The following is a 21505-nucleotide window of genomic DNA, read 5'->3' on the forward strand; positions in this document are numbered from 1 at the left end:
GGGGGGGGGGGGTGGGGGGTGGGGTGGGGGTTAGTAGGCGCGGGCGAGGAGGGCTAGGAGGTTGGGCTCGTGCTCGGTGTCGGGGACAGTGCCGTCGGCGCGGATCAGGCAGCGGACGGTGACGCCCTGCCCGTTGGCCTTTGCCTCGCCGTCGACGCCGACGGCGGACCACGGGACGCGGGCCCAGCCGCTGGTCGCCGCCTCCAGCGCCTCGTCAAGGGTTGTCACGTCGACCGTGCGCGACTGCCGGAAGGCCAGCGCCTGGTCGTGCAGCGCCCGCTGGTCGGCGTCCAGGGCGGCGAGCACCGCACCGACCACGTCGGCCACCGGCGTGGGCGCCTTCGAGCCGTCCGTACGGCGGACCACGACCGCGTTGCCGGCGGCGAGGTCGCGGGGACCGACCTCGACGCGTACCGGATAGCCGCGCAGCTCGGCGTCGACGGCCCGGCGGCCGAACGGGGTGTCGGTGCGGTCGTCGAGCGTGACCCGGACACCGGCGTCCCGCAGCGCGTCGCGCAGCTTGGCCGCCGCCTCGGTGACGCCGTCACCGTCCTTGACCACCATCACGTACGCCTGGGTCGGCGCCAGCTTCGGCGGTACCCGCAGCCCGTTGTCGTCGCCGTGACACATGATCAGGCCGCCCAGCATCCGGGTCGAGGTGCCCCAGGAGGTCGTCCAGGCGTGCTCCCGGCCGCCTTCGGCCGAGGAGTAGCTGATGTCGAACGCCTTGGCGAAGTTCTGGCCCAGCTCGTGGCTGGTGCCCAGCTGGAGCGCCTTGCCGTCGCCCATCATGCCTTCGCAGGTGTAGGTGGCGGTCGCCCCGGCGAAGCGTTCGCGAGCGGTCTTGAGCCCGACCACCACCGGGATGCCGAGCACGCTCACCATCAGGTCCTCGTACGCCTCGTGCAGGATCTTGCGGGCGTAGGCACGGGCGTCTTCCCGGGTGGCGTGCGCGGTGTGCCCCTCCTGCCAGAGGAACTCGCTAGTCCGCAGGAAGATCCGGGGGCGCAGCTCCCAACGGACCACGTTGGCCCACTGGTTGAGCAGCAGCGGCAGGTCCCGGTAGGAGTCGATCCACTTGGCCATGAACTCGCCGATGACCGTCTCGCTGGTCGGCCGCACCACCACCGGTTCGGCGAGCTGCTTGCCACCACCGTGGGTGACCACCGCCAGCTCCGGCGAGAAGCCCTCGACGTGCTCGGCCTCGCGCTTGAGGTAGCTCTCCGGGATGAACAGCGGGAAGTACGCGTTCTCCGCCCCGGCGGCCTTGATCCGGTCGTCCATCTCGGCCTGCATCCGCTCCCAGATGGCATAACCGGCCGGTCGGATCACCATGGTCCCTCGCACCGGCCCGTTGTCGGCCAGCTTCGCCTTGGCGATGAGATCCTGGTACCACCGAGGGAAGTCCTCAGCCCGGGGAGTAAGCACGCGCGCCATAACCGCACATCCTATGCGCCCACCATCCCCGCACCGTCTCCCCCGCCCCACCCGCAGAGTCGATCATGAAGTTGTTGCCACTCCGTTCGGCGTGTCGCGACTACAACTTCATGGTCAACGGGGTGTCCGGAGGGGGTGGCCGCGAAGGATCAGGTGGGTGGGGGTGCGGAGGGTGGTCAGGTCGGCGCGGGGGTCCTGGGGGTAGATGGAGAGGTCGGCCAGGCCGCCTTCGACGAGGTTGGGGAGGCCGAGCCAGGCGCGGGCTCCCCAGGAGGCGGCGGCGAGAACGTCCAGTGTGGACATGCCGGCCTGCTCGTGCAGCAGGAGCATCTCCTCGACGGCGAGGCCATGGTCGATGCCGCCACCGGCGTCGGTGCCGACGTAGATCGGCACCCCGGCCTCGTACGCGGACCGCACCACCTCCGGAAAGCGGTCGCGCAGGGCGAGCATGTGCGCGGCGTACCCGGGGAACTTGGCCCGGGCCTGGTCGGCGATGTGGCCGAAGGTACGGATGTTGATCATCGTGGGGATCAGCGCGGTGCCCTGCCGGGCCATCAGGTCGATCAGGTCGAGACTGAGCCCGGTGCCGTGTTCGACCGAGTCCACCCCGGCCCGCACCATGATCTCCACCGCCGACTCGCTGAAGGTGTGCACGGCGGCGCGCACCCCGGCGGCGTGCGCGGCGGCCACGGCGGCGGTCATCGTCTCGGCGTCCCAGGCCGGCGCCAGGTCACCGACGCCCCGGTCGATCCAGTCGCCGACCAGCTTCACCCAGCCGTTGCCGGCGGCGGCCTGCTCCGTCACCGTCGCGGCCACCTCGGCGGCCCCCACCTCCACACCGATGTCGCGCAGGTACCGCTTGGGCGGTGCCACGTGCCGGCCGGCGCGGACCAGCCGGGGCAGGTCGGGTTCGTCGTCAAGTTCCGGGTACGGGAACGGTGACCCGGCGTCTCGGAGGGCCAGCACACCCGCGTCCCGGTCGACCCGGGCAAGGGCGCGCGCCTGGTCCAGCGAGGTGATCGGTGCCCCGCCCCGGGCGATGCCGATGTGGCAGTGCGCGTCCACCAGGCCGGGGAGGATGAAGCCGCCGTCGGCGACCGTCTCCGCGCCGGGCACCGGGTCGAAGGTGACCCGGTCGCCGACCAGCCACAGGTCGCGTACCTCGTCGTCGGGCAGGAGCACACCGCGCACATGCAGAGCCATGCGCACAGTCCTACCCGATCACTGCCCGTCGCGCGCCAGAAGCCCGGCCCGCCGCGTCGTCAACGCGGGCAGGTCCACCGACACCTTCCAGGGTCGCTCGCTGACGAAGAGGTCCTCGGTGTGCGTGGTGACCTCGTAATCACCGGAAGGGCCGAGCGCGTACTCGGTCAGCGTCATCTTCTCGTGCAGCGGGTCGACCACCCAGTACGACCGGACCCCGGCGTGGGCGTAGACCTTGGCCTTGTCGTACAGGTCACGGAAGGTCGAGGTGGGCGAGATGACCTCGACGGCGAGCAGGGCGTCCTCGACCGGGACGGGCGAGCGGTTCGCGTGCTCGCGGCGGATGGCGACCACGTCGGGTCGGGGCTCGTTGCGCCTGTCGATCCGCATCGACAGGTCGATGCTGACCAGGTAGTCGGGCGGGCAGTTGACCCGCAGTGCGAGCAGTAGCTCGACACAGAGGTCCTGATGCAGGGCGGTCGGCGACGGCACGATCAACCTTCCGTTGACCAGTTCGTACGGAAGGTCCTCCGGCAGCTCACCGAGGTCGTCGACCGTCCACTCCGAGCGCTCGGGTGGGATGGGCAGCATGGGGGCCACGGTCATGACTCCTCCTTCCAGGGGCGGCATCACCCTAAGCGCCGGAAACACCACCCGCCGTCACCGACACGCTCAGCGGGGCGGCTTGCCGTCCTTGCCGAACTTGTTGAAGTCGATCTTCGGCAGCTTGAAGCCGGGCGGCAGGCCCTGACCGGCGGCCAGGTCGTCGGGGTTCATTCCCGGCGGCAACTGCGGCATCCCGCCCGGGAAGCCACCCTGCACGCCTCGGGTGCCGGCGCCGCTGCGCGGCCGGTTGCCACCCTTGGTGCCCTTGCGCTTGTTCTTCGGCGACTTGGTCGCCTTGCGCCGGCCGGCTCCGGGCAGGCCCATCATGCCGCCCATCTGCTTCATCATCTTCTGCGCGTCGGTGAAGCGGTTGAGCAGCTGGTTGACGTCCATCACGGTGACACCGGAGCCGTTGGCGATCCGGGCCCGCCGGGAACCGTTGATGATCTTCGGGTTCGTGCGCTCGGCCGGGGTCATCGACCTGATGATCGCGGTGATCCGGTCGAAGTGCTTGTCGTCCAGCTCGGCGAGTTGGTCCTTGACCTGCCCCATGCCCGGCATCATGGCCAGCACGTTGGCGATCGGTCCCATCCGGCGTACCGCGATGAGCTGGTCGAGGAAGTCCTCCAGGGTGAACTGCTCGCCGCCCATCAGCTTGGCGGTCATCTTCTCCTTCTGATCGGTGTCGAAGGCCGCCTCGGCCTGCTCGATCAGAGTGAGAACGTCGCCCATGCCGAGGATTCGGCTGGCCATCCGGTCGGGGTGGAAGACGTCGAAGTCCTCCAGCTTCTCGCCGGTGGAGGCGAACAGGATCGGCTGCCCGGTCACCTCACGGACCGACAGCGCGGCACCACCACGGGCGTCGCCGTCGAGCTTGGAGAGGACCACGCCGGTGATGCCGACGCCGTCGCGGAACGCCTCGGCCGTCCGGACCGCGTCCTGGCCGACCATCGCGTCGATGACGAAGACGACCTCGTCCGGGTTCACCGCGTCGCGGATGTCGGCGGCCTGCTGCATCATCTCCGCGTCGATGCCGAGCCGGCCGGCGGTGTCGACGATGACGACGTCCCGGGCGGCCCGTCGGGCGTGCTCGATGGAGGCCTTCGCCACCTGCACCGGGTCACCGACGCCGTTGCCGGGCTCCGGGGCGTACACCTCGACGCCGGCGCGGCCACCGAGCACCTGGAGCTGCCCGACGGCGTTGGGACGTTGCAGGTCGGCGGCGACCAGCAACGGCTGGTGGCCCTGGGCCTTGAGCCAGCGGGCCAGCTTGCCGGCGAGCGTGGTCTTACCGGAGCCCTGGAGACCGGCCAGCATGATCACCGTCGGCGGCTGCTTGGCGAACTGGAGCCGCCGGCCCTCGCCGCCCAGCACGGCGATCAGTTCCTCGTTGACGATCTTGATGATCTGCTGGGCCGGGTTGAGCGCCTGGGAGACCTCGGCGCTGCGCGCCCGCTCCTTGACGTTCGCGATGAAGCCCTTGACCACTGGCAGCGCGACGTCCGCCTCCAGCAGCGCGAGGCGGATCTCGCGCGCGGTGGCGTCGATGTCGGCGTCGGTGAGACGTCCCTTGCCGCGGAGCTTGGTGAAGATCCCGGAAAGGCGGTCACTCAAGGTGTCAAACACGCGAACATCCCGTTTGTCATTGTTCCGGCGAGCACGAACGAGGCCGGGTGAGCTGTCCGACCAACGCTAGGGTAGCCCGCCACCCACACCCCCGCTCCCGGCCGGGCAGCCCACCGCTGGGGGCAGGGGTGCCACGATCTGCGGTCGCCGACATGCCGATCAGTCGACGCCTGCACCGCCACAGATCCTGGGCGGGCTACACGGCGGCGAGGACGGCCGCCTCCAGGCGGGCCCGCTCGTCCTCCGGGGGCCAGCCACCGACCAGGTAGAAGGCGTCGACCACGTCGCCGCCGAGCGTGGCGATCCGGGCCGCCCGGACCTGCGCGCCGGCCGCGTCCAGCGCGCTGGTCACCCGGTAGAGCAGGCCGGCGGCGTCGGCGGCCCGCAGTTCCAGCAGCACGGCGTCGGTGGCGGCGTCGCGGTGCCAGACCACCCGCGGTTGGGCCCCGGCCCCCCGTGCGGCCAGGGCCCGGCCGCGTAGCCGCTGGGTCACCGACACGTCGCCACGTACCGCGCGGCGCAGGTCGGCGCTCAGCGCCACCGGATCCGGGGCCAGTCCGTAGCGCGGCTGCACCCGGCACTGCACCAGGGCCCGCCCGTCCACCGTCGAGGCGTCGGCGGCGAGCACCTCCAGCCGGTGCAGGGCCAGGCAGCCGGCCACCGTCGCGAGCAGGCCACGACGATCGGCAGCGGCCACCGCCACCCGGTCCCCGGTCAGGTGTACGACCGGCAGTGGCCCGGCCACCAGCGCCGGGTCCGGTGCCGGCGGGGCGGGTACGTCGCCCGTGTCGAGGGTGGTGCGGACCCGGGCGACCAGCTCGGCGACCAACCGGCCCTTCCAGTCCGACCAGGCGGCCGGGCCGGTGGCGGCGGCGTCGGCGCGTACCAGCGCGTGCAGCAGGTCGAGCGTGGTCACGTCGCCGACCGACTCGGCCACCCGGGCGATGGTGACCGGGTCGGACAGATCCCGCCGGGTGGCCACCTCCGGCAGCAGCAGGTGCAGTCGGACCAGCGTGCCGATCAGCGTCGCCTCGGCGGCCGGCAGGCCGATCCGGGTCGCGATCGCCTCGGCGATCGGCGCGCCCACCACGCTGTGGTCGCCGGGGAGCCCTTTGCCGACGTCGTGCAGGAGCGCACCGAGCAGCAGCAGGTCGGGGCGATCCACGTCGCGGGTGTGCCGGCTGGCCTCGGCGGCCGTCTGCACCAGGTGCCGGTCCAGGGTGAACCGGTGCACCGGGTTGTGCTGGGGCAGGCTGCGCAGCCGGGTCCACTCCGGCAACCAGCCGTCGATCAGCCCGTACCGGTCGCAGGTCTCCCAGGCCGGGATCATGCCGGCGCCGGCACCGAGCAGCGTGGTCAGGGCGGCGCGGGCCTCTGCCGGCCAGGGCGTGGGCAGCGGCGGGCAGTACGCGGCCAGCCACTCGCAGGTGGCGCGGGCGATCGGCAGCCCGGTGCTGGCCGCGGCGGCGGCCACCCGCAGCGAGAGGCTGGCGTCCGGGCGGGCGCCGATGGCGGTGCGCGCCAGCACCAGTTCGCCGTCGTGCTCGACCACGTCCCGGGCTACCGGGCGGCGCAGCGGCCGTCCGTCGGCGCCCCGACGGCGACCGGAGCGCAACCGGTCGGCGGCGCGGAAGGCGTCGTCCAGGGCGTGGCTGACGGTCCGGGCGTCGCCGGCGACCCGACGCAGCAGGGTGTCGCCGTCGCCGTCCTCAGCCCGTGACGCGAGGCCGGATCGCTGCGCCGCTGGGGTGCCGGCCGGCTGCGGCGGCACCGTGTCCGGCGGGGTGCCCTCGGCGGCGCCGGACGGTGTGCGACGCAGGCCGAGCAGGGCGGCCACCCCGTCGCGTTCCTGGGCGAGCAGCCGGTCGACGCGCCGGCCGACCTGCTGGTGCAAGGCGTCCCGGGTGTCCAGCAGCCGCAGGTGTGCGGCGTGTACCGCGGGGCGCAGCGCGTCGGTGATCCCGGCGGTGGCGATGGCCCGCAGGATGCCCACGTCGCGCAGCCCGCCGGCGGCCTCTTTCAGGTCGCCCTCCAGCAGGTGGGCGAGTTCGCCGTGGGACTGCCAGCGGGCGGCGGTGCTCTCCCGCAGGGGCGCGAGTTGGCGGACGGCGGTGCGCCGCCAGTGGTCGGTCGCGCTGCTCACGAGCGTGTCGGCGAGGTCCGGGTCACCGGCGACGAGCCGGGCGTCGAGCAGCCCGAGGGCCACCTTGACGTCGTCCTGGGCGACCGACAGCGCCTCGGCGACGGTCCGGACGGAGTGGTCCAGCCGCAGCCCGGCGTCCCAGATCGGGTACCAGAGGGCGGCGGCCAGTTCGTCGATGCCGGGCACCCCGGCGTGCACCAGCACCAGGTCGAGGTCGCCGTAGGGAGCGCACTGCCGCCGGCCCAGCCCGCCCACCGCGAGCAGCGCGACGCCCGGCCGGTCCGGCAGCAGCCGGGCCAGCCAGGCGTCGTACGCGTCGGCCCGGGCCCGACGCGCCGTCGCGCCGATTCCGGCCGGTACGCCGACGACCTCGTTGACCAGGAGGTCAGCGCTACCGGGGGATTCCGAGGCTGTCCTACTGGTCAACGAGGTCATCGATCATCGCCCTACAGTGCGTCCAGGCCGCGCTCGCCGGTGCGAACCCGGACGACCTCCTCGACGGCGGTCACCCAGACCTTGCCGTCACCGATCTTGCCCGTCCGGGCCGCCGACACGACGGCGTCGACGATCTTCTCAACGTCGATCTCGTCGGTGAGCACCTCCACCCGGATCTTGGGCAGGAACTCGACGGTGTACTCGGCGCCCCGGTAGACCTCGGTGTGGCCCTTCTGCCGCCCGTAACCCTGGACCTCGCTCACCGTCAGACCGGCCACGCCCAGCGTGTGCAGGGCCTCCTTGACGGCGTCCAACTGGTGCGGCTTGATGACCGCGGTCACCAGCTTCATGTCCAACCCCTCCATTCGCAGGTACGTTAGCCGGCGACCTTTTCGCTTACCGGTTCGGTGGGCTCGGTCTTCGACGACGCCGCCGAGGTGCCGATGCCCGCGGCGGCGAACGCGCCACCGCCACCACCCGTGGAGCTGAACTCGTACGCGCTCTCCGCGTGCTCGGCGTTGTCGATGCCGTCGACCTCGGCGTCAGCGCTGGCGCGGAAGCCGATGGTCTTGTCGATCACGAAGCCGATCAGGTACGCGACCACGAACGAGTACACCAGCACGGCGACCGAGCCGAGAGCCTGCTTGCCCAGCAGCGTCACACCGCCGCCGTAGAGCAGACCGTCGTTGCCCTCACCGGCCAGCACCTCCATCGCCAGGAAGCCGATGAGCAGCGAACCGATGATGCCGCCGACCATGTGCACGGCGACCACGTCGAGCGAGTCGTCGTACTTGAGGCGGTACTTGAGGCCGACGGCCAGCGCGCAGACGACACCGGCGATGACACCCAGCGCGATGGCACCGAGCGGCTCCAGGAAGGCACAGGCCGGGGTGATGGCGACCAGGCCGGCGATGGCACCGGACGCCGCACCGAGGGTGGTCGGCTTGCCGTCCCGGATCTTCTCCACCAGCAGCCAGCCGAGCACCGCCGCGGCGGTGGCGACCTGGGTGTTGATGAAGGCGATCGCGGCGGTGCCGTTGGCTGCGAGGGCCGAGCCGGCGTTGAAGCCGAACCAGCCGAACCACAGCAGGCCGGCACCGAGCAGCACCATCGGCAGGTTGTGCGGTTTGAAGCTGTCCTTCGGCCAGCCGACCCGGCGGCCGAGCACCAGCGCCAGAGCGAGTGCTGCGGCACCGGCGTTGATGTGCACCGCGGTGCCACCGGCGAAGTCGAGCACGCCCAGCTCGAAGATCCAGCCGCCGCCCCACACCCAGTGCGCGACCGGGAAGTAGACCAGGGTGGCCCACAGGCCGGCGAAGAGCAGCCACGGGCCGAACCGGGCCCGGTCGGCGATCGCACCGCTGATCAGCGCGACAGTGATCACCGCGAACATCAGCTGGAAACCGGCGAACAGCAGGTCGGGGATGCCACCCTCGGTCCCGCTCTCCAGCATGCCGCGCAGACCGGCGGCGGAAAGATCACCGGTGATCCCGCCGACGTCCTCACCGAACGCGATGCTGTAGCCGTAGAACACCCACAACAGGCTGACCAGGCCGATCGCACCGAAGCTCATCATCATCATGTTGAGCACGGACTTGGACCGGGTCATGCCCCCGTAGAACAGCGCCAGGCCGGGCGTCATGAGCAACACCAGCGCGGCTGAAGTCAAAATCCAGGCGGTGGCACCAGAATCTAGCTCCGGCACGCTGCCTCCTCTCGGGTTGTTTTCTCCCTCCCTCCCGGCACCGCGCAGCATCGCCCGTACGCCGGTTGCGCGGAAGCCTGGTGGTCCGCTGTTTCACCCAGGGTCCCCGGCCGGTTTCCGAACCGTGACGGCTTGTTTCGTACGTGTGAAGAAAGTCGCACACCTCGGCGCTTCGACGGGGGTGGATCGGCCGTTTGGTGCCGGTCTATCCCCCCGTCGGCCCAGGGACCGTCGAAAAGGTCGCTCAGCGCAGGGCGTGCTCGAGGGCGTGTCGCTCGTAGTCGAGCAACCGAAGATCCCGCATCGGCCGGCGCAGGTGGCCCTTGTGCACGATCCGGACGAAGGCCGGCTCCCCCGCTGCGGCCATCCGGCGGATGCCCTCGACGTGGTCCACGATCCGCTTGCGGATGGTCCGGATCAACCGGTGCCGGTCGCGCGGAATCAGCCCGTACGCGTCGGCGAAGAGCCGCAAGCGGCGCGGCCGGTCGGGACGCTTCCAGCCGAGGGTGATGGAGTCCCGGTCGGAGAAGATCGGCACCCAGGTCCACGCGGCGTACGCCACGTCATAGATCCGGGCACCGGGCGAGGCGAGATCGAAGTCGATCAGCCCGAGGGTGCCGTCCGGCCGCCAGATCACGTTGTGCGGTGCCGCGTCGTGGTGGCAGATCACCTCGGTGTCCGGCGGCGGTGGCCCGAACGAGCGCCACACCGCCTGCGGTGGGGGCACGAAACCGTACTGGGCGTCGTGGAACATCCGCAGCATGGTGGCGACGGTGACCAGGGCCTCGTCGGTGACCCAGTGCGGAGCCAGCGGATACTCCCCGCACTCCCCCTCCAGGTACGACAGCACCTCCCGGTTGCGCTCGTCCATGCCGAGGGCACGCGGCGCGCCGGTGAACCCGACGTACTCCAGGTGACGCAGCAGAGCGTGCACCGACGGGGTCCACGGTCCGGCGTTGCGCCGCACCGTGTCACCGACCCGCACCACGGTGCTCACGTTCCCGCCGTGCAGCGGGATCTCCTGCGAGGTCACGTACGGTCTCCCGAGGCGCTGCGACGGCTGGCTCGGGTCGCGCCAGCCCGCGTACGCGCGATCGTCTCTGGTCACCCGAGGTTACGCGGTCTGACCGGAGGGCTCGGTACCCAGCAACGCGTCGACGAACTGCGCCGGGTCGAACGGCGCCAGGTCGTCGGGGCCCTCGCCGAGGCCGACCAGCTTCACCGGGATGCCGAGCTTGCGTTGCACGGCGATGACGATGCCGCCCTTGGCGGTGCCGTCGAGCTTGGTCAGCACCACCCCGGTGACGTGCACCACCTCGGTGAAGACACGCGCCTGCTCCAAACCGTTCTGGCCGGTGGTGGCGTCGAGCACCAGCAGTGTCTCGTCGATCGGGCCGTGCTTCTCCACCACCCGCTTGACCTTGCCCAGCTCGTCCATCAGGCCGATCTTGTTCTGCAAGCGGCCGGCGGTGTCGACGAGGACGGTGTCCACGCCGGTCTCGATGCCCCGCTTGACCGCGTCGAAGGCGACGCTGGCCGGGTCGGCGCCCTCGGGGCCCCGGACGGTCTCGGCACCGACCCGTCCGGCCCAGGTCTGCAACTGGTCGGCGGCGGCGGCCCGGAAGGTGTCGGCGGCACCGAGCAGCACGCTGCGGCCGTCGGCGATGAGCACCCGGGCGATCTTGCCGCAGGTGGTGGTCTTGCCCGCGCCGTTGACCCCGACCACGAGCAGCACCGCCGGCACGCCCTCCTTCGGTGCGGTGTGCAGCGACCGGTCCAGCCCCGGGTCGAGCGCGTTGACCAGCTCGGCGGCGAGCAGAGTGCGCAGTTCGGCGACCGAGCGGGTACCCAGCACCCGGGTGCGCTCCCGCAACCGGTCGACGATGTCCCGGGTGGCGTCGACGCCCACGTCGGCGGTGATCAGGCTGTCCTCGATCTCCTCCCAGACGTCCTCGTCGAGCCGGTCCCGGCTGAGCAGGCCGAGCAGGCCCTTGCCGAACACGTTCTGCGACCGCGACAGCCGGGAACGCAGCCGCACCAGCCGGCCGGCGGTCGGCTCGGGCACCTCGACGGTCGGCGCCGGCGCCTCGACCGGCGGCTCGACCAGGACACCTGTGGACAGGTCGGCCTCCGGTGCCTGCACCGGCGGGCCGGCGAGATCCTCCTCCGCCCGGGTGTCGACCTCCGTACGCGGCAGCGGCGGCTGCGGCCGTCGGCGCAGCCGCGGCACGACCAGCCCGATGCCGCCGAGGATCAGCAGACCGAGCAGGGCGAGAGCGATGAGGAGGTATTCCGTCATGCCGGAATCCTGTCAGATGCCGACGACCACGTCTCAGCCACCGCTCCCGCCGGGCTCGCCGCTCACCCGGCCCCCGAGCGCTCCCGGCATCGCCCCAGGATACGGCGGTAGTCTCGGCCACAGTTGGCAGTGGTGCGTCGCCGGCCGGGTAGTAAAGGATGAAGTTCTCTCGTCTGGAGGTTCCGTATGCCCGCCGAGCTGCTCATCGGCCCCCTGCTGCGCCGGGTCGTCGGCACTCGGGCCACCGTCTGGGTGGAGACCACGACCCCGACGGTGGTCACCGTCCGCACGGCCGGCGGTGCCACCGGCATCGCCCCCACCTTCAGCGCGTACGACCACCACTACGCGCTGGTGGTGGTCGACGGGCTCACCCCGGACAGCACCACGGAATACGAGGTGCTGATCGACGACGAGGTGGTCTGGCCGCAACCGGACAGTCGTTTCCCGTCCAGTGTCATCCGTACCCGGGCCACCGACGACCGGGACCAGCCGGTCCGGCTGCTCTTCGGTTCCTGTCGGGAGACGACCCAGCACGCGACCACCCGCAAGCTGCCGCCGGACGCGCTCGACGCGTACGCCCGGCGGGTGATTGCCGACCCGGACCCGGCGGCCCTGCCCGACCTGCTGCTGCTCCTCGGTGACCAGGTGTACGCCGACGAGACCTCGCCCACCGTCAAGCGCCTGCTGCGCCGTCGGCGGCGGCGTCCCGAGGGTGCTCCGAAGGACCAGGTGGTCAGCTTCGACGAGTACACCAAGCTCTATCTGGAGTCGTGGCGCGACCCGGAGATCCGCTGGCTCCTCTCCACCGTGCCGAGCGTGATGATCTTCGACGACCACGAGATCATCGACGACTGGAACACCTCGGCCTCCTGGCGGGCGGACATGCGCGAACAGCCGTGGTGGGCCGAGCGAATCGCCAGCGGGCTGGCCTCGTACTGGGTCTACCAGCACCTGGGCAACCTCTCCCCGGACGAGATCGCGGCGGACCCGGTCTTCGCGAAGGTCAGTGCGGCGGAGGACGCCACGAACGTGCTGCGGGAGTTCGGTGCGCGGGTCGACACCGAGGCCGACCTCGCCCACGACACCGAGCGCTGGCGGTCGGTGCAGTACCAGTGGAGTTACGCGCTCGACCTGGGACGTACCCGGCTGGTGATGCTTGACAACCGGTGCAGCCGGGTGCTGCTACCGGGTCGGCGGGCGATGCTGCCGCCCGGCGAGTGGTCGTGGTTCGTCGACCGCGCCCACGGCGGCTACGACCACCTGGTGGTCGGCTCCTCGCTGCCCTGGCTGCTGCCGCCCGGCATCCACCACGTCGAGACGTGGAACGAGAAGCTGGCCGACTCGCCCCGGCGCTGGGTCGCCGGGCTGGGTGAACGGCTGCGCCGCGCGCTTGACCTGGAGCACTGGGCCGCGTTCCGCCGCTCGTTCGACGCGCTGGCGGAACTGTTCGCCCGGATCGGTGCCGGCACGCCCGGTACCCCCGACGACCGCAAGGGCGCCGGGCCGGCGTACCCGCCACCGGCGTCGATAAGCGTGCTCTCCGGCGACGTGCACCACTCGTACGTGGCGCGCGTCAGGTTCGCCGACCCCGGTGTACGCACACCGGTGCACCAGCTCACCTGCTCGCCGATCCACAACCAGGTGCCGGCCGGGATGCGCCCGCTGATGCGGCTCGGGTGGGCGCGCGGTCCGGCCGGGGCGGCCCGGGCCCTGGCCCGCACGGCCGGGGTTCGCCGCTCTCCGGTCAAGTGGCGCAAGCTGGCCGGGCCCTACTTCGGCAACGCGGTGGCGACGCTCACCCACGCCGGACGCGGGGCCGAGGTGGTCATCGAGGGCACCACCGGTGACGGTCACCTGCACGAGGTGGCCCGGCACCGGCTCACCGACGGCCGCTGAGCGAACCACAAACCGGTCGCCGTTGTCGGGCCGCAACGTCAGAATGCCGGGATGACCTGGACGGCACCGGAGATCGACCGGACCCCCGAGCCCTATGTCGGCGACGAGCGCACCATGCTGGAGGGCTGGCTGGACTATCACCGGCAGACCCTTCTGCTCAAATGCGCGGGCCTCACCGCCGAGCAGCTACGCACCGCAAGCGTCGAGCCGTCCGGCCTCACCCTGCTCGGGCTGGTCCGGCACCTGGCCGAGGTGGAGGCCTGGTGGTTCCGGGAGAACTTCGCCGGCGAGCAGGTCGACTACCCGTACTACACGGAAGACGATCCGGACGCCGATCACGACGTCAGCGCCGCCGACGCCGAGGCGGACTTCGCCACCTACCACCGGGAGGTGGCGCTGGCCCGCGCCGTCGTCGTCGGTCGATCGCTCGACGAGACGTTCACCGAGGTGGGCCCGAAGCGACGCACGTTCAACCTGCGCTGGATCTACGTCCACATGATCGAGGAATACGCCCGGCACAACGGGCACGCGGACCTGATCCGCGAACGCATCGACGGGGTGGTCGGCGAGTGACGACGATCGGCACCGGTCGCGGCATGTCGCGGTAACCCACTGCCGGGAAACCGCAACGTGCCGCAACCCGAGCGCTGGAGCCGGCGGGGCAGCCACCACGCTGAGGGTGGGAGCGGGCCGGTGGCGGCCGGCTCGGCCGCGTTCAGCGGGCCAGCGCGGCACGCAGGTAGCGAAGATCAGCCGGCCCGTTCCAGCGGTACGCCGACAGCCCGGCCGCCCGGGCGCCACTTATCGCCCGGTCCTCGTCGTCGACGAAGAGCACCCGGGCCGGCGGCATGTCCAGCGCCGCACAGGCGGCCTGGAAGTACTCGGGTGCCGGCTTGTGCACCCCGATGGCCGAGGAGTTGACCACCACGTCCAGCTCGCCGGTCAGGTCGAGCGCGGCCAGGTCGGCGTCGAGCAGGTCGGTGGCGTTGGTGCCGAGACCGACCCGGATGCCGGCGGCCCTCGCCTCGCGAACGAACGCGAGCACCTCAGGGTCGACCTCACCACGGTAGCGCTGCCACTGCGCCACCGCCGCCCGCGCCCGCTCGGCGTCACCGACCGACGGGGTGAGCGCGTCGGCCACGCTCGTCAGCCAGTCGGCGTGGCTGACCTGGCCGGTGAGCACCGGTTGCAGCCGCCCCCACTGCATGGCGATCTCGCCGAGCACACCGGCGGAGAGGCCGTACTCCCGCTCCACCCCGGCGGCGACCGCCGGGTCCCAGCGCCGCAGCACGCCGTCGAAGTCCACCAGGAGCGCCGTCGCGCGTTCCCGAGCCACTACCCGTTCTCCTCGCCGCGGCCCTGCCGCTCGTCATCCCCGTCGGCCCGGTTAAGCCGTTGACTGATCACCTGGGTCACCCCGCCGCGCATCGTCACACCGTAGAGCGCGTCGGCGATCTCCATGGTCCGCTTCTGGTGCGTGATGACCATCAGCTGACTCTTCTCCCGTAGCTGCGCCAGCAGGGTGATCAGCCGGCCCAGGTTCACGTCGTCGAGGGCCGCCTCCACCTCGTCCATGATGTAGAAGGGGCTCGGCCGGGCCCGGAAGATCGCCACCAGCATCGCGACCGCGGTCAGCGACCGCTCGCCGCCGGAGAGCAGCGACAGCCGTTTGATCTTCTTGCCCGGCGGGCGGGCCTCGACCTCGACGCCGGTGGTCAACAGGTCGTCCGGGTCGGTGAGGATCAACCGGCCCTCGCCACCGGGGAACAACACGGTGAAGACCTGCTCGAACTCTCGCGCGGTGTCGGCGAAGGCGCTGGCGAAGACCTCCAGAATCCGGTCGTCGACGTCCTTGACCACGGTGAGCAGGTCCCGTCGGGTCGCCTTGAGGTCCTCCAACTGCTCGGAGAGGAATTTGTACCGCTCCTCAAGCGCCGCGAACTCCTCCAGGGCGAGTGGGTTGACCTTGCCCAGCAGGGCCAGTTCCCGTTCCGCCTTGGCGGCCCGCTTCTCCTGCACCGGGCGTTCGTAGCGGACCGGCTCGGGCACCGGCAGCCCGTCGCGTTCGGCGGCGGCAACCTCGGCCTCGGTGGGCGGCACCAGCTGACTCGGGCCGTACTCGGCGACCAGGGTCTCGACCGTCAGGCCGAAGTCCTCGGCGGCCTTGGCCTCCAGTTGCTCGATGCGCAACCGCTGCTCGGCGCGGGCGACCTCGTCCCGGTGCACCTGGCTGGTCAGCCGTTCCAGCTCCGCGCCGAACCGTTTCGCGGCGGCCCGCACCTCCTGCAACTCCGCCTCGCGGGTGGCCCGTTCCCGCGCCACCGCGTCGCGGTGCTCCTCGGCTCGGGCGATGCTGCTGGTCAGCTGGGTCAACGCCGTCCGCGCGCCACCGGCCACCGCGCGGGCGATGGCGGCGCCCCGGGTCCGCGCCGCGCGCCGGGCCGCCGCCCGTTCCCGGGCCGCCCGTTCGGCACCGGCCTGCCGGCGCAGCGAGTCGGCCCGCCCGGCGATCGAGGCGACCCGCTCCTCGGCGGTACGCACCGCGAGCCGGACCTCCATCTCGTTCTGCCGGGCCTGCGGCACCATGGCGGCGAACTGGTCGCGTTCCTCGGTGGAGGGTTCGGCGTCGATCGGGGTGGCCTCCGCCAACCGCAGCCGCTCCTCCAGCTCGGCCAGGGTGGTCAGATCCCGCTCCCGGGCCGCCTCGGCGCGCGCTCGGGACTCGCCCAGCCGGTCGGTCTCCGCCTTCGCCGACCGCGCGGCGGCGCCCAGCTCGGCCAACCGCCGTGCCGCAGCGTTGCGGTGGCTCTCGGCCTCCCGCTTGGCCGCTGTCGCGTGCTGCACCGCCTCCTTGGCGGTGGCCACCTCGACGCGCGCCTCGATGAGCTGTTCGCGCAGTTCGGCGCTGGTTCGCTCGGCCGCCGATCGACTGGTCCGGGCCTCCTCGACGGCCGCCTGGACCTCGATGTAGCTGGGCGCCTTGGCCGACCCGCCGGCCGCCGCGTACGCGCCGACCACGTCACCCTCCCGGGTGACCGCCCGCAGTTCGGGATTGCCGGTGACCACCTCGGCGGCGGCGGACAGGTCCGCCACCAGCACCACGTCCCGCAGCGCCCGGTGCACCGCGGGTCGGATCTGGTCGTCGCAGTCGACCAGGTCGGGTGCCCAGTGGGCGCCGTCGGGCAGTTTCGGGCGCAACGCGTCGGCCGAACCGGACATGCCCGGCCCGGCCGGGCTGCCGACGAGCAGACCGGCGCGTCCGGCGTCCGAGATCTTCAACAGGCGCATCGCCTCGACTGCCTCGTCGACGCCGGTCACCGCGACCGCGTCGGCCAGCCCGCCGAGCGCCGCGGCGAGCGCCGCCTCGTGGCCCGGTGCCACCGAGAGCAGGCCGGCGAGGCCGCCGAGCAGACCGGGCACCTGGTCGGCGCGGGCCAACAGGGCGCCGGCGCCGTCCTTGCGGCGCAGGCCGAGGGCGAGCGCCTCCTCCCGCGCCTTCCAGGTCGCGGCGTCCTTCTCCGCCGCCCGCTCCGCGTCCGACAGCGACCGGACCGTGGCCTGTGCCTGCTCCTGAGCGGCGACGGCCTCGGCGTGCCGGGCATCCAGGTCGGCGTTGTCGCGGTCGGCCTCGGTGGACTGTTCGGCCACCGCGTCCAGCTCGGCCTGGGCCCGCTCGGCGCGGGCCATCGCGTCGGTGTGCGCGGCGGCGAGCCGCTCGATCTCCTCGCCGGCGCTCGTGGTACGCGCCCGGGCGGAGTTCACCTGTCCGGTCAGCCGGGCCAGGCCCTCCCGCCGGTCGGCGATCGCCTTCGCCGCAGCGACGAGTTCCCGCTCGGCGCCGGCGAGCTGCCGCTCCAGCTCCTGGCGGTGCTCGACCGCCTCGGCGAGTCGGACCTGGTCGTCGGTGAGCGCCGCGCGCAGCTCCTCCTCCTGCTCGCGGACCCGCTCGGCCTCGGCCTCCAGCTGTTCCGGGTCCCGCCCCGGGCGTTCGTCGTCCGGCGTGGCGGTCAGGTGCCGCAGTCGCTCGACGGCGAGCTGCTCGATCGAGCGGAACCGTTCCTGCAACGCGGAGAGCTTGTACCAGGTGTCCTGTGCGGCGGCCAGCAGCGGAGCGTCGGAGGCCAACGCCTCCTCCAGTTCGCCGAGGCGGGACTGCACCTCGACGTGCTCGGCCTCGACCTGCTCGCGCCGCGTCCGGAGCGCGGTCTCGTCCGCGATCTCCTTGTCCAGCGTGGTGCGCAGCGTGGCGAGGTCGTCGGCGAGCAGTCGCAGCCGGGCGTCGCGCAGGTTGGCCTGGATGACGGCCGCCCGGCGGGCCACCTCGGCCTGCCGACCGAGAGGTTTGAGCTGTCGACGCAGTTCGGCGGTGAGGTCGGTGAGCCGGTTCAGGTTGGTCTGCATCGCGTCGAGCTTGCGCAGCGCCTTTTCCTTGCGCTTGCGATGCTTGAGGACGCCGGCCGCCTCCTCGATGAACGCCCGCCGGTCCTCCGGCTTGGCGTGCAGCATCCCGTCGAGCCGGCCCTGCCCGACGATGATGTGCATTTCCCGGCCGATGCCGGAGTCGGACAGCAGTTCCTGGATGTCGAGCAGCCGGCACGAGTCGCCGTTGATCTCGTATTCGCTCTCACCGGAGCGGAACATCCGGCGGGTGATGGAGACCTCGGTGTACTCGATCGGCAGGGCACCGTCGGTGTTGTCGATGGTGAGGGTCACCTCGGCCCGGCCCAGCGGGGCCCGCCCGGCGGTGCCGGCGAAGATGACGTCCTCCATCTTGCCGCCGCGCAACGCCTTGGCGCCCTGCTCGCCGAGCACCCAGGCGATGGCATCGACGACGTTCGACTTGCCGGAGCCGTTCGGGCCCACCACGCAGGTGATCCCCGGCTCCAGCTTGAGCGTCGTCGCGGAGGCGAAGGACTTGAAGCCCTTCACCGTCAGGCTCTTGAGATACACCTTCTCGATCCTCGTCCGGTGGCCGCCGTACCGTCGCCCGGCTGCGCGGACCCTGGTAAACCCGCAGACTAACCCGGGACCGGGTGGAGCACGCCACGCGACCCGCCTGCCCGGCCGTCGGACACCGGCCGGACCCCACTTCACACCCCGTGGCCGAGGCGATCGAGCACGCACAGAGCTGCGCGCCGGCACAGGGTGTCGGCGCGCTAGGTGCGGTGGTGCTATTCAGTTGTGGCGACCAGGTGGGTTCGGCCGCTTGTGCGGCGACCAGGTGGGTCAGGTCAGCGCGGGCTCGGCCAGACGGAGCAGATCGTCCGCCTCCGCCGCAGCCGCCGCGAGCCGATCGTTCTCGGCGCGCAGCCGCGTGACCTCGAACTCCAGTGACTGAACCCTGGCACGCAGTCGGGTGACCTCGTCGAGCAGGCGCCGGTCGGGCGCCGCACCTACGTGGCCGTAGAGGGCCTTCGCCATTTTTACTCCTTGATGTGCGCTGCCGGAGAGGCCGGCCAACGCGCGCCCCTGTGAACGCGACTACCATTCCCACAATTTCTGGGCATGGCCGGGCGCGACTGGCGACATCACCATATTGAGCCGACAACCCCTGCTTCGTCAAGTTCTCGCAGGCCGTAGATCATCTCGGCGTCGGCCACACCCGTCACGGGAGGCTGCCATCAGGCGCGGACACGCTCTGTCCGGACACCCCGACTCTACGCTCCGGAATCACCGAACACCTCACCCGGACGTACCGGCTCCTCTTAACTCTTCCTTAGCCAGATTGCCGCTGCTCAGACACAACACGTAGCGTCACCCCGGCCCGTAACTGACCCGTGGAGGCGACAGGCGTGCACGGCTGGAATGATCCGATCGACCCGGAGCCCACCCCGAGGCGAGCGGAACCGCCGACCGACGATCCGGCCTGGTTGACCGACCGGCCGGCGCCACGGTCGTCCTACCTGTTCGGCGACGATCCGGCGGATCCGTCCACCGGGTGGTACCGCGACCAGCCGACCGAGCAGTGGCGGTCCGACGCAGCAGCGCACCCGTACCCGGTGCCGGAGGCATACCAGCAGACGGAGCAGCCGTACCCGGCGCCGGGGCATGACCGGTACGACACCTCCGGCGCGTTCCACCAGGAGACCGGACGCCACCACCGCGACGATGACCTGACCGCCGTCCATGCCGCCGGATGGCCGACGCACCACACGTCGCCGCCGCAGAGCCCGTACGCCTACGGTGAGCCGCAGCAGAGCCCGTATGCCTACGATGATCGGCCCGACCGGTACACCGATCAGGCCGTCGGCTACACCGACCGGACCGATGCGTACGCCGAACCGGTAGTTCGCCCGCGCTACGGCCCGCCGCAGGCCGGGCACCGGGAGTTGGCCGATGTCGGCGAACCGGCACTGGAGCCGACCGCCCCGGCCCGTCGGTCCCGCCGACTGCCGCGCCCCCTGATGATGGGGGGTGCCGCCGCGGCCGCCACCCTCGTGGTGAGCATCGGCGTCGCGGCGCTCGCGCTGCCCGGTGACGGCGCCCCGCCCAACACCACGGCCGGCGAGGCGCCGGTCGCCAGCGCGCCCGCCGATCCGGAGGAGGATCCGGCACTCACGCTCGACCTGCCTGAGAGCACCAGCCCGAGCGCCAGTCCCAGCCCCAGCGTCTCCCCCAGCACCGCCACGGCCTCGCCGTCACCGAGCCGGGCCACCCGGCCCAGGCCCGCGCCCTCGCGCAGCACAGCCCCCTCCCGGCTCGACACCGACCGCCAGGGCAGCCCGAGCCGGGCCGCCTCGGCCAGTCCGTCGTCCTCCGGCGACGTCGCCGACGAAGCGGCCGAGGTGGTCGCGCTCGTCAACGCCGAGCGGGCGAAGGCCGGCTGCGGTGCGCTGAGCATCGACGACAAGCTGATGACCGCGGCCCAGCGGCACAGTCAGGACCAGGCCGACCACAAGAACATGTCGCACACCGGCAGCGACGGCAGCGACCCCGGCGACCGGATCGACCGGGTCGACTACGCCTGGCGTACCTACGGTGAGAACGTCGCCTGGAACCAGCGGACGCCCGCGGCGGTCATGGACGCCTGGATGAACAGCGACGGGCACCGCGACAACATCCTCAACTGCGCCTTCACCGAGATCGGCGTGGGTGTGGCGAGCAGCAACGGCCCGTACTGGACGCAGGTCTTCGCCGCACCGCGCTGAGTCAGCCGCGAATCCTGGTCGGGTCTGTGCTCGTTTGACCGGGTGGGTACGCCGAGACCCGGCGTACCGGGCTCGGGCGGCCCGACGCCGCCCCGCGACCTGCGGAGCTGGCGATGCGGATCGGCCTGGGCGGGCGACCTGCCCGGTGGGTGCACCGCCGGGCGCTGCCGGCCGGCCTGACGTTCACGCTGCTCGTCACGGCTGCCGCCTGCCGGCCTGATCTCACCCCGCCCGGATCGCCGACCAGTTGGCCGACCACTTCCGCCCGGCACTGGCAGTGGCAGTGGCAGGTCGACGGGGTGCTCGATCCGGACGTCGAGGCGGACGTGTTCGTCCTCGACCCGGTCGACACCACCGCCGCACAGACCAGCGAGCTACGTTCCCGGGACCGTCGGCTGGTCTGCCAGGTACACGTCGGTTCGGTGCACCCGACCGACCCCGACGCCAGCCGCTACCCGGCGCGCGTACGCGGCGCGACGGTCACCCGGACCGGGCGGATCTGGTTGGACGTACGCCGGTGGGACGTTCTGCGGCCGGTGCTGGCCGACCGGTTCCGGCTCTGCCGGGGCAAGGGTTTCGGCGCGGTGATGTTCGCCGACGCCGACGGCTACGACAGGCGTTCCGGCTTCCCGCTGGAGTTCGACGACCAGTTGACGTTCAACCGCAAGGTCGCCGCGCTGGCCCGCTCGCTCGACCTCTCTCCCGGCCTGCTCAACAACCTGCCGCAGGTCGCCGCGCTGGCACCGGACTTCGACTTCGCCGTCAACGAGGAGTGCGTACGGCTCGACCGGTGCGACAAGTTGCTGCCCTTCGCCGACACCGGCAAACCGGTCTTCCACGTCGAGTACACCGGCACCACCACCGACTTCTGTGTCACGAGCGTCGGCTACGGCTTCGCCTCCATCCGCAAGAACCGCACCCTCGACGCCTGGCGCCTCCCCTGCCCGTCGGTCTGACCCCCACCTTCCTCCGCGATCTTGCACTTTACGTCGCTGAAACGCCCCTCT

16 protein-coding genes are annotated in these 21505 nt (G+C 71.8%); 4 read left to right on the forward strand and 12 right to left on the reverse strand.

Annotation, left to right across the window (positions count from 1 at the left end; translation table 11 throughout):
- Positions 1-30: 30 nt before the first annotated feature.
- The 9 genes from proS to ftsY all read right to left on the reverse strand — a co-directional run bounded on the left by proS (position 31) and on the right by ftsY (position 11454).
- Complete coding sequence (proS, locus tag KBX00_RS22305; RefSeq protein WP_210830000.1) at positions 31-1437, reverse strand: proline--tRNA ligase; 1407 nt, start codon at positions 1435-1437, stop codon at positions 31-33.
- 114 nt (positions 1438-1551) lie between these two features.
- Positions 1552-2640 (reverse strand): amidohydrolase family protein, encoded by a 1089-nt coding sequence (locus tag KBX00_RS22310; protein WP_210830002.1) that lies wholly within the window; start codon positions 2638-2640, stop codon positions 1552-1554.
- An 18-nt stretch (positions 2641-2658) separates the two neighbouring features.
- Entirely contained in the window at positions 2659-3246 is a 588-nt protein-coding gene (locus KBX00_RS22315; protein ID WP_210830004.1) for a Uma2 family endonuclease, read from the reverse strand.
- Positions 3247-3312: 66 nt separating this feature from the next.
- Positions 3313-4872, reverse strand: a complete 1560-nt coding sequence (gene ffh / locus KBX00_RS22320; RefSeq protein ID WP_210830006.1) for a signal recognition particle protein — start codon at positions 4870-4872, stop codon at positions 3313-3315.
- A 196-nt stretch (positions 4873-5068) separates the two neighbouring features.
- Positions 5069-7450 carry a [protein-PII] uridylyltransferase gene (locus KBX00_RS22325; RefSeq protein WP_210830008.1) on the reverse strand — a complete coding sequence of 794 codons (2382 nt, stop codon included), beginning with the start codon at positions 7448-7450 and terminating at the stop codon, positions 5069-5071.
- An 11-nt stretch (positions 7451-7461) separates the two neighbouring features.
- Positions 7462-7800, reverse strand: a complete 339-nt coding sequence (locus KBX00_RS22330) for a P-II family nitrogen regulator (RefSeq protein ID WP_166458079.1) — start codon at positions 7798-7800, stop codon at positions 7462-7464.
- Positions 7801-7826: 26 nt separating this feature from the next.
- Positions 7827-9206, reverse strand: coding sequence for an ammonium transporter (locus tag KBX00_RS22335; protein ID WP_210830010.1), 1380 nt, complete (start codon positions 9204-9206; stop codon positions 7827-7829).
- 193 nt (positions 9207-9399) lie between these two features.
- Complete coding sequence (locus tag KBX00_RS22340; RefSeq protein ID WP_210830012.1) at positions 9400-10263, reverse strand: aminoglycoside phosphotransferase family protein; 864 nt, start codon at positions 10261-10263, stop codon at positions 9400-9402.
- Positions 10264-10269: 6 nt separating this feature from the next.
- Positions 10270-11454, reverse strand: coding sequence for a signal recognition particle-docking protein FtsY (gene ftsY / locus KBX00_RS22345; RefSeq protein WP_210830014.1), 1185 nt, complete (start codon positions 11452-11454; stop codon positions 10270-10272).
- A 186-nt stretch (positions 11455-11640) separates the two neighbouring features.
- Between ftsY and KBX00_RS22350 the strand changes: the two genes are divergently transcribed.
- On the forward strand, positions 11641-13350 hold the full coding sequence (locus tag KBX00_RS22350; protein ID WP_210830016.1) for an alkaline phosphatase D family protein: 1710 nt from the start codon (positions 11641-11643) through the stop codon (positions 13348-13350).
- Between the two features lie 51 nt (positions 13351-13401).
- Positions 13402-13923 carry a DinB family protein gene (locus KBX00_RS22355; RefSeq protein ID WP_210830018.1) on the forward strand — a complete coding sequence of 174 codons (522 nt, stop codon included), beginning with the start codon at positions 13402-13404 and terminating at the stop codon, positions 13921-13923.
- Between the two features lie 142 nt (positions 13924-14065).
- Here the strand turns inward: KBX00_RS22355 and KBX00_RS22360 are convergent, their stop codons facing one another.
- The 3 genes from KBX00_RS22360 to KBX00_RS22370 all read right to left on the reverse strand — a co-directional run bounded on the left by KBX00_RS22360 (position 14066) and on the right by KBX00_RS22370 (position 18771).
- Complete coding sequence (locus KBX00_RS22360) at positions 14066-14686, reverse strand: HAD-IA family hydrolase (RefSeq protein ID WP_210830020.1); 621 nt, start codon at positions 14684-14686, stop codon at positions 14066-14068.
- Positions 14686-18300: a chromosome segregation protein SMC gene (gene smc, locus KBX00_RS22365; protein WP_210830022.1), complete on the reverse strand. Its 3615-nt coding sequence runs from the start codon at positions 18298-18300 to the stop codon at positions 14686-14688. The genes KBX00_RS22360 and smc overlap by 1 nt, the downstream gene beginning before the upstream one ends.
- 276 nt (positions 18301-18576) lie before the next feature.
- Positions 18577-18771, reverse strand: coding sequence for a hypothetical protein (locus tag KBX00_RS22370; RefSeq protein WP_093401709.1), 195 nt, complete (start codon positions 18769-18771; stop codon positions 18577-18579).
- 371 nt (positions 18772-19142) lie between these two features.
- Between KBX00_RS22370 and KBX00_RS22375 the strand changes: the two genes are divergently transcribed.
- Together KBX00_RS22375 and KBX00_RS22380 are read left to right on the forward strand one after the other, a co-directional pair.
- A complete protein-coding gene (locus KBX00_RS22375; RefSeq protein WP_307869047.1) occupies positions 19143-20498 on the forward strand; it encodes a CAP domain-containing protein in 1356 nt (451 codons plus the stop codon).
- 113 nt (positions 20499-20611) lie between these two features.
- A complete protein-coding gene (locus KBX00_RS22380) occupies positions 20612-21454 on the forward strand; it encodes an endo alpha-1,4 polygalactosaminidase (protein WP_210830026.1) in 843 nt (280 codons plus the stop codon).
- The last annotated feature ends 51 nt before the right edge of the window (positions 21455-21505 follow it).

The organism is Micromonospora sp. C95 (assembly GCF_018070465.1).
Classification (GTDB): domain Bacteria; phylum Actinomycetota; class Actinomycetes; order Mycobacteriales; family Micromonosporaceae; genus Micromonospora.

What these genes read in the sequence shown, in the direction of transcription:
- proS (WP_210830000.1), bottom strand. Translation starts at nt 1,437, where the DNA reads ATGGCGCGCGTGCTTACTCCCCGGGCTGAGGACTTCCCTCGGTGGTAC.
- KBX00_RS22310 (WP_210830002.1), bottom strand. Translation starts at nt 2,640, where the DNA reads ATGGCTCTGCATGTGCGCGGTGTGCTCCTGCCCGACGACGAGGTACGC.
- KBX00_RS22315 (WP_210830004.1), bottom strand. Translation starts at nt 3,246, where the DNA reads ATGACCGTGGCCCCCATGCTGCCCATCCCACCCGAGCGCTCGGAGTGG.
- KBX00_RS22325 (WP_210830008.1), bottom strand. Translation starts at nt 7,450, where the DNA reads ATGACCTCGTTGACCAGTAGGACAGCCTCGGAATCCCCCGGTAGCGCT.
- KBX00_RS22330 (WP_166458079.1), bottom strand. Translation starts at nt 7,800, where the DNA reads ATGAAGCTGGTGACCGCGGTCATCAAGCCGCACCAGTTGGACGCCGTC.
- KBX00_RS22335 (WP_210830010.1), bottom strand. Translation starts at nt 9,206, where the DNA reads ATGCTGCGCGGTGCCGGGAGGGAGGGAGAAAACAACCCGAGAGGAGGC.
- ftsY (WP_210830014.1), bottom strand. Translation starts at nt 11,454, where the DNA reads ATGACGGAATACCTCCTCATCGCTCTCGCCCTGCTCGGTCTGCTGATC.
- KBX00_RS22350 (WP_210830016.1), top strand. Translation starts at nt 11,641, where the DNA reads ATGCCCGCCGAGCTGCTCATCGGCCCCCTGCTGCGCCGGGTCGTCGGC.
- KBX00_RS22355 (WP_210830018.1), top strand. Translation starts at nt 13,402, where the DNA reads ATGACCTGGACGGCACCGGAGATCGACCGGACCCCCGAGCCCTATGTC.
- KBX00_RS22370 (WP_093401709.1), bottom strand. Translation starts at nt 18,771, where the DNA reads ATGGCGAAGGCCCTCTACGGCCACGTAGGTGCGGCGCCCGACCGGCGC.
- KBX00_RS22380 (WP_210830026.1), top strand. Translation starts at nt 20,612, where the DNA reads ATGCGGATCGGCCTGGGCGGGCGACCTGCCCGGTGGGTGCACCGCCGG.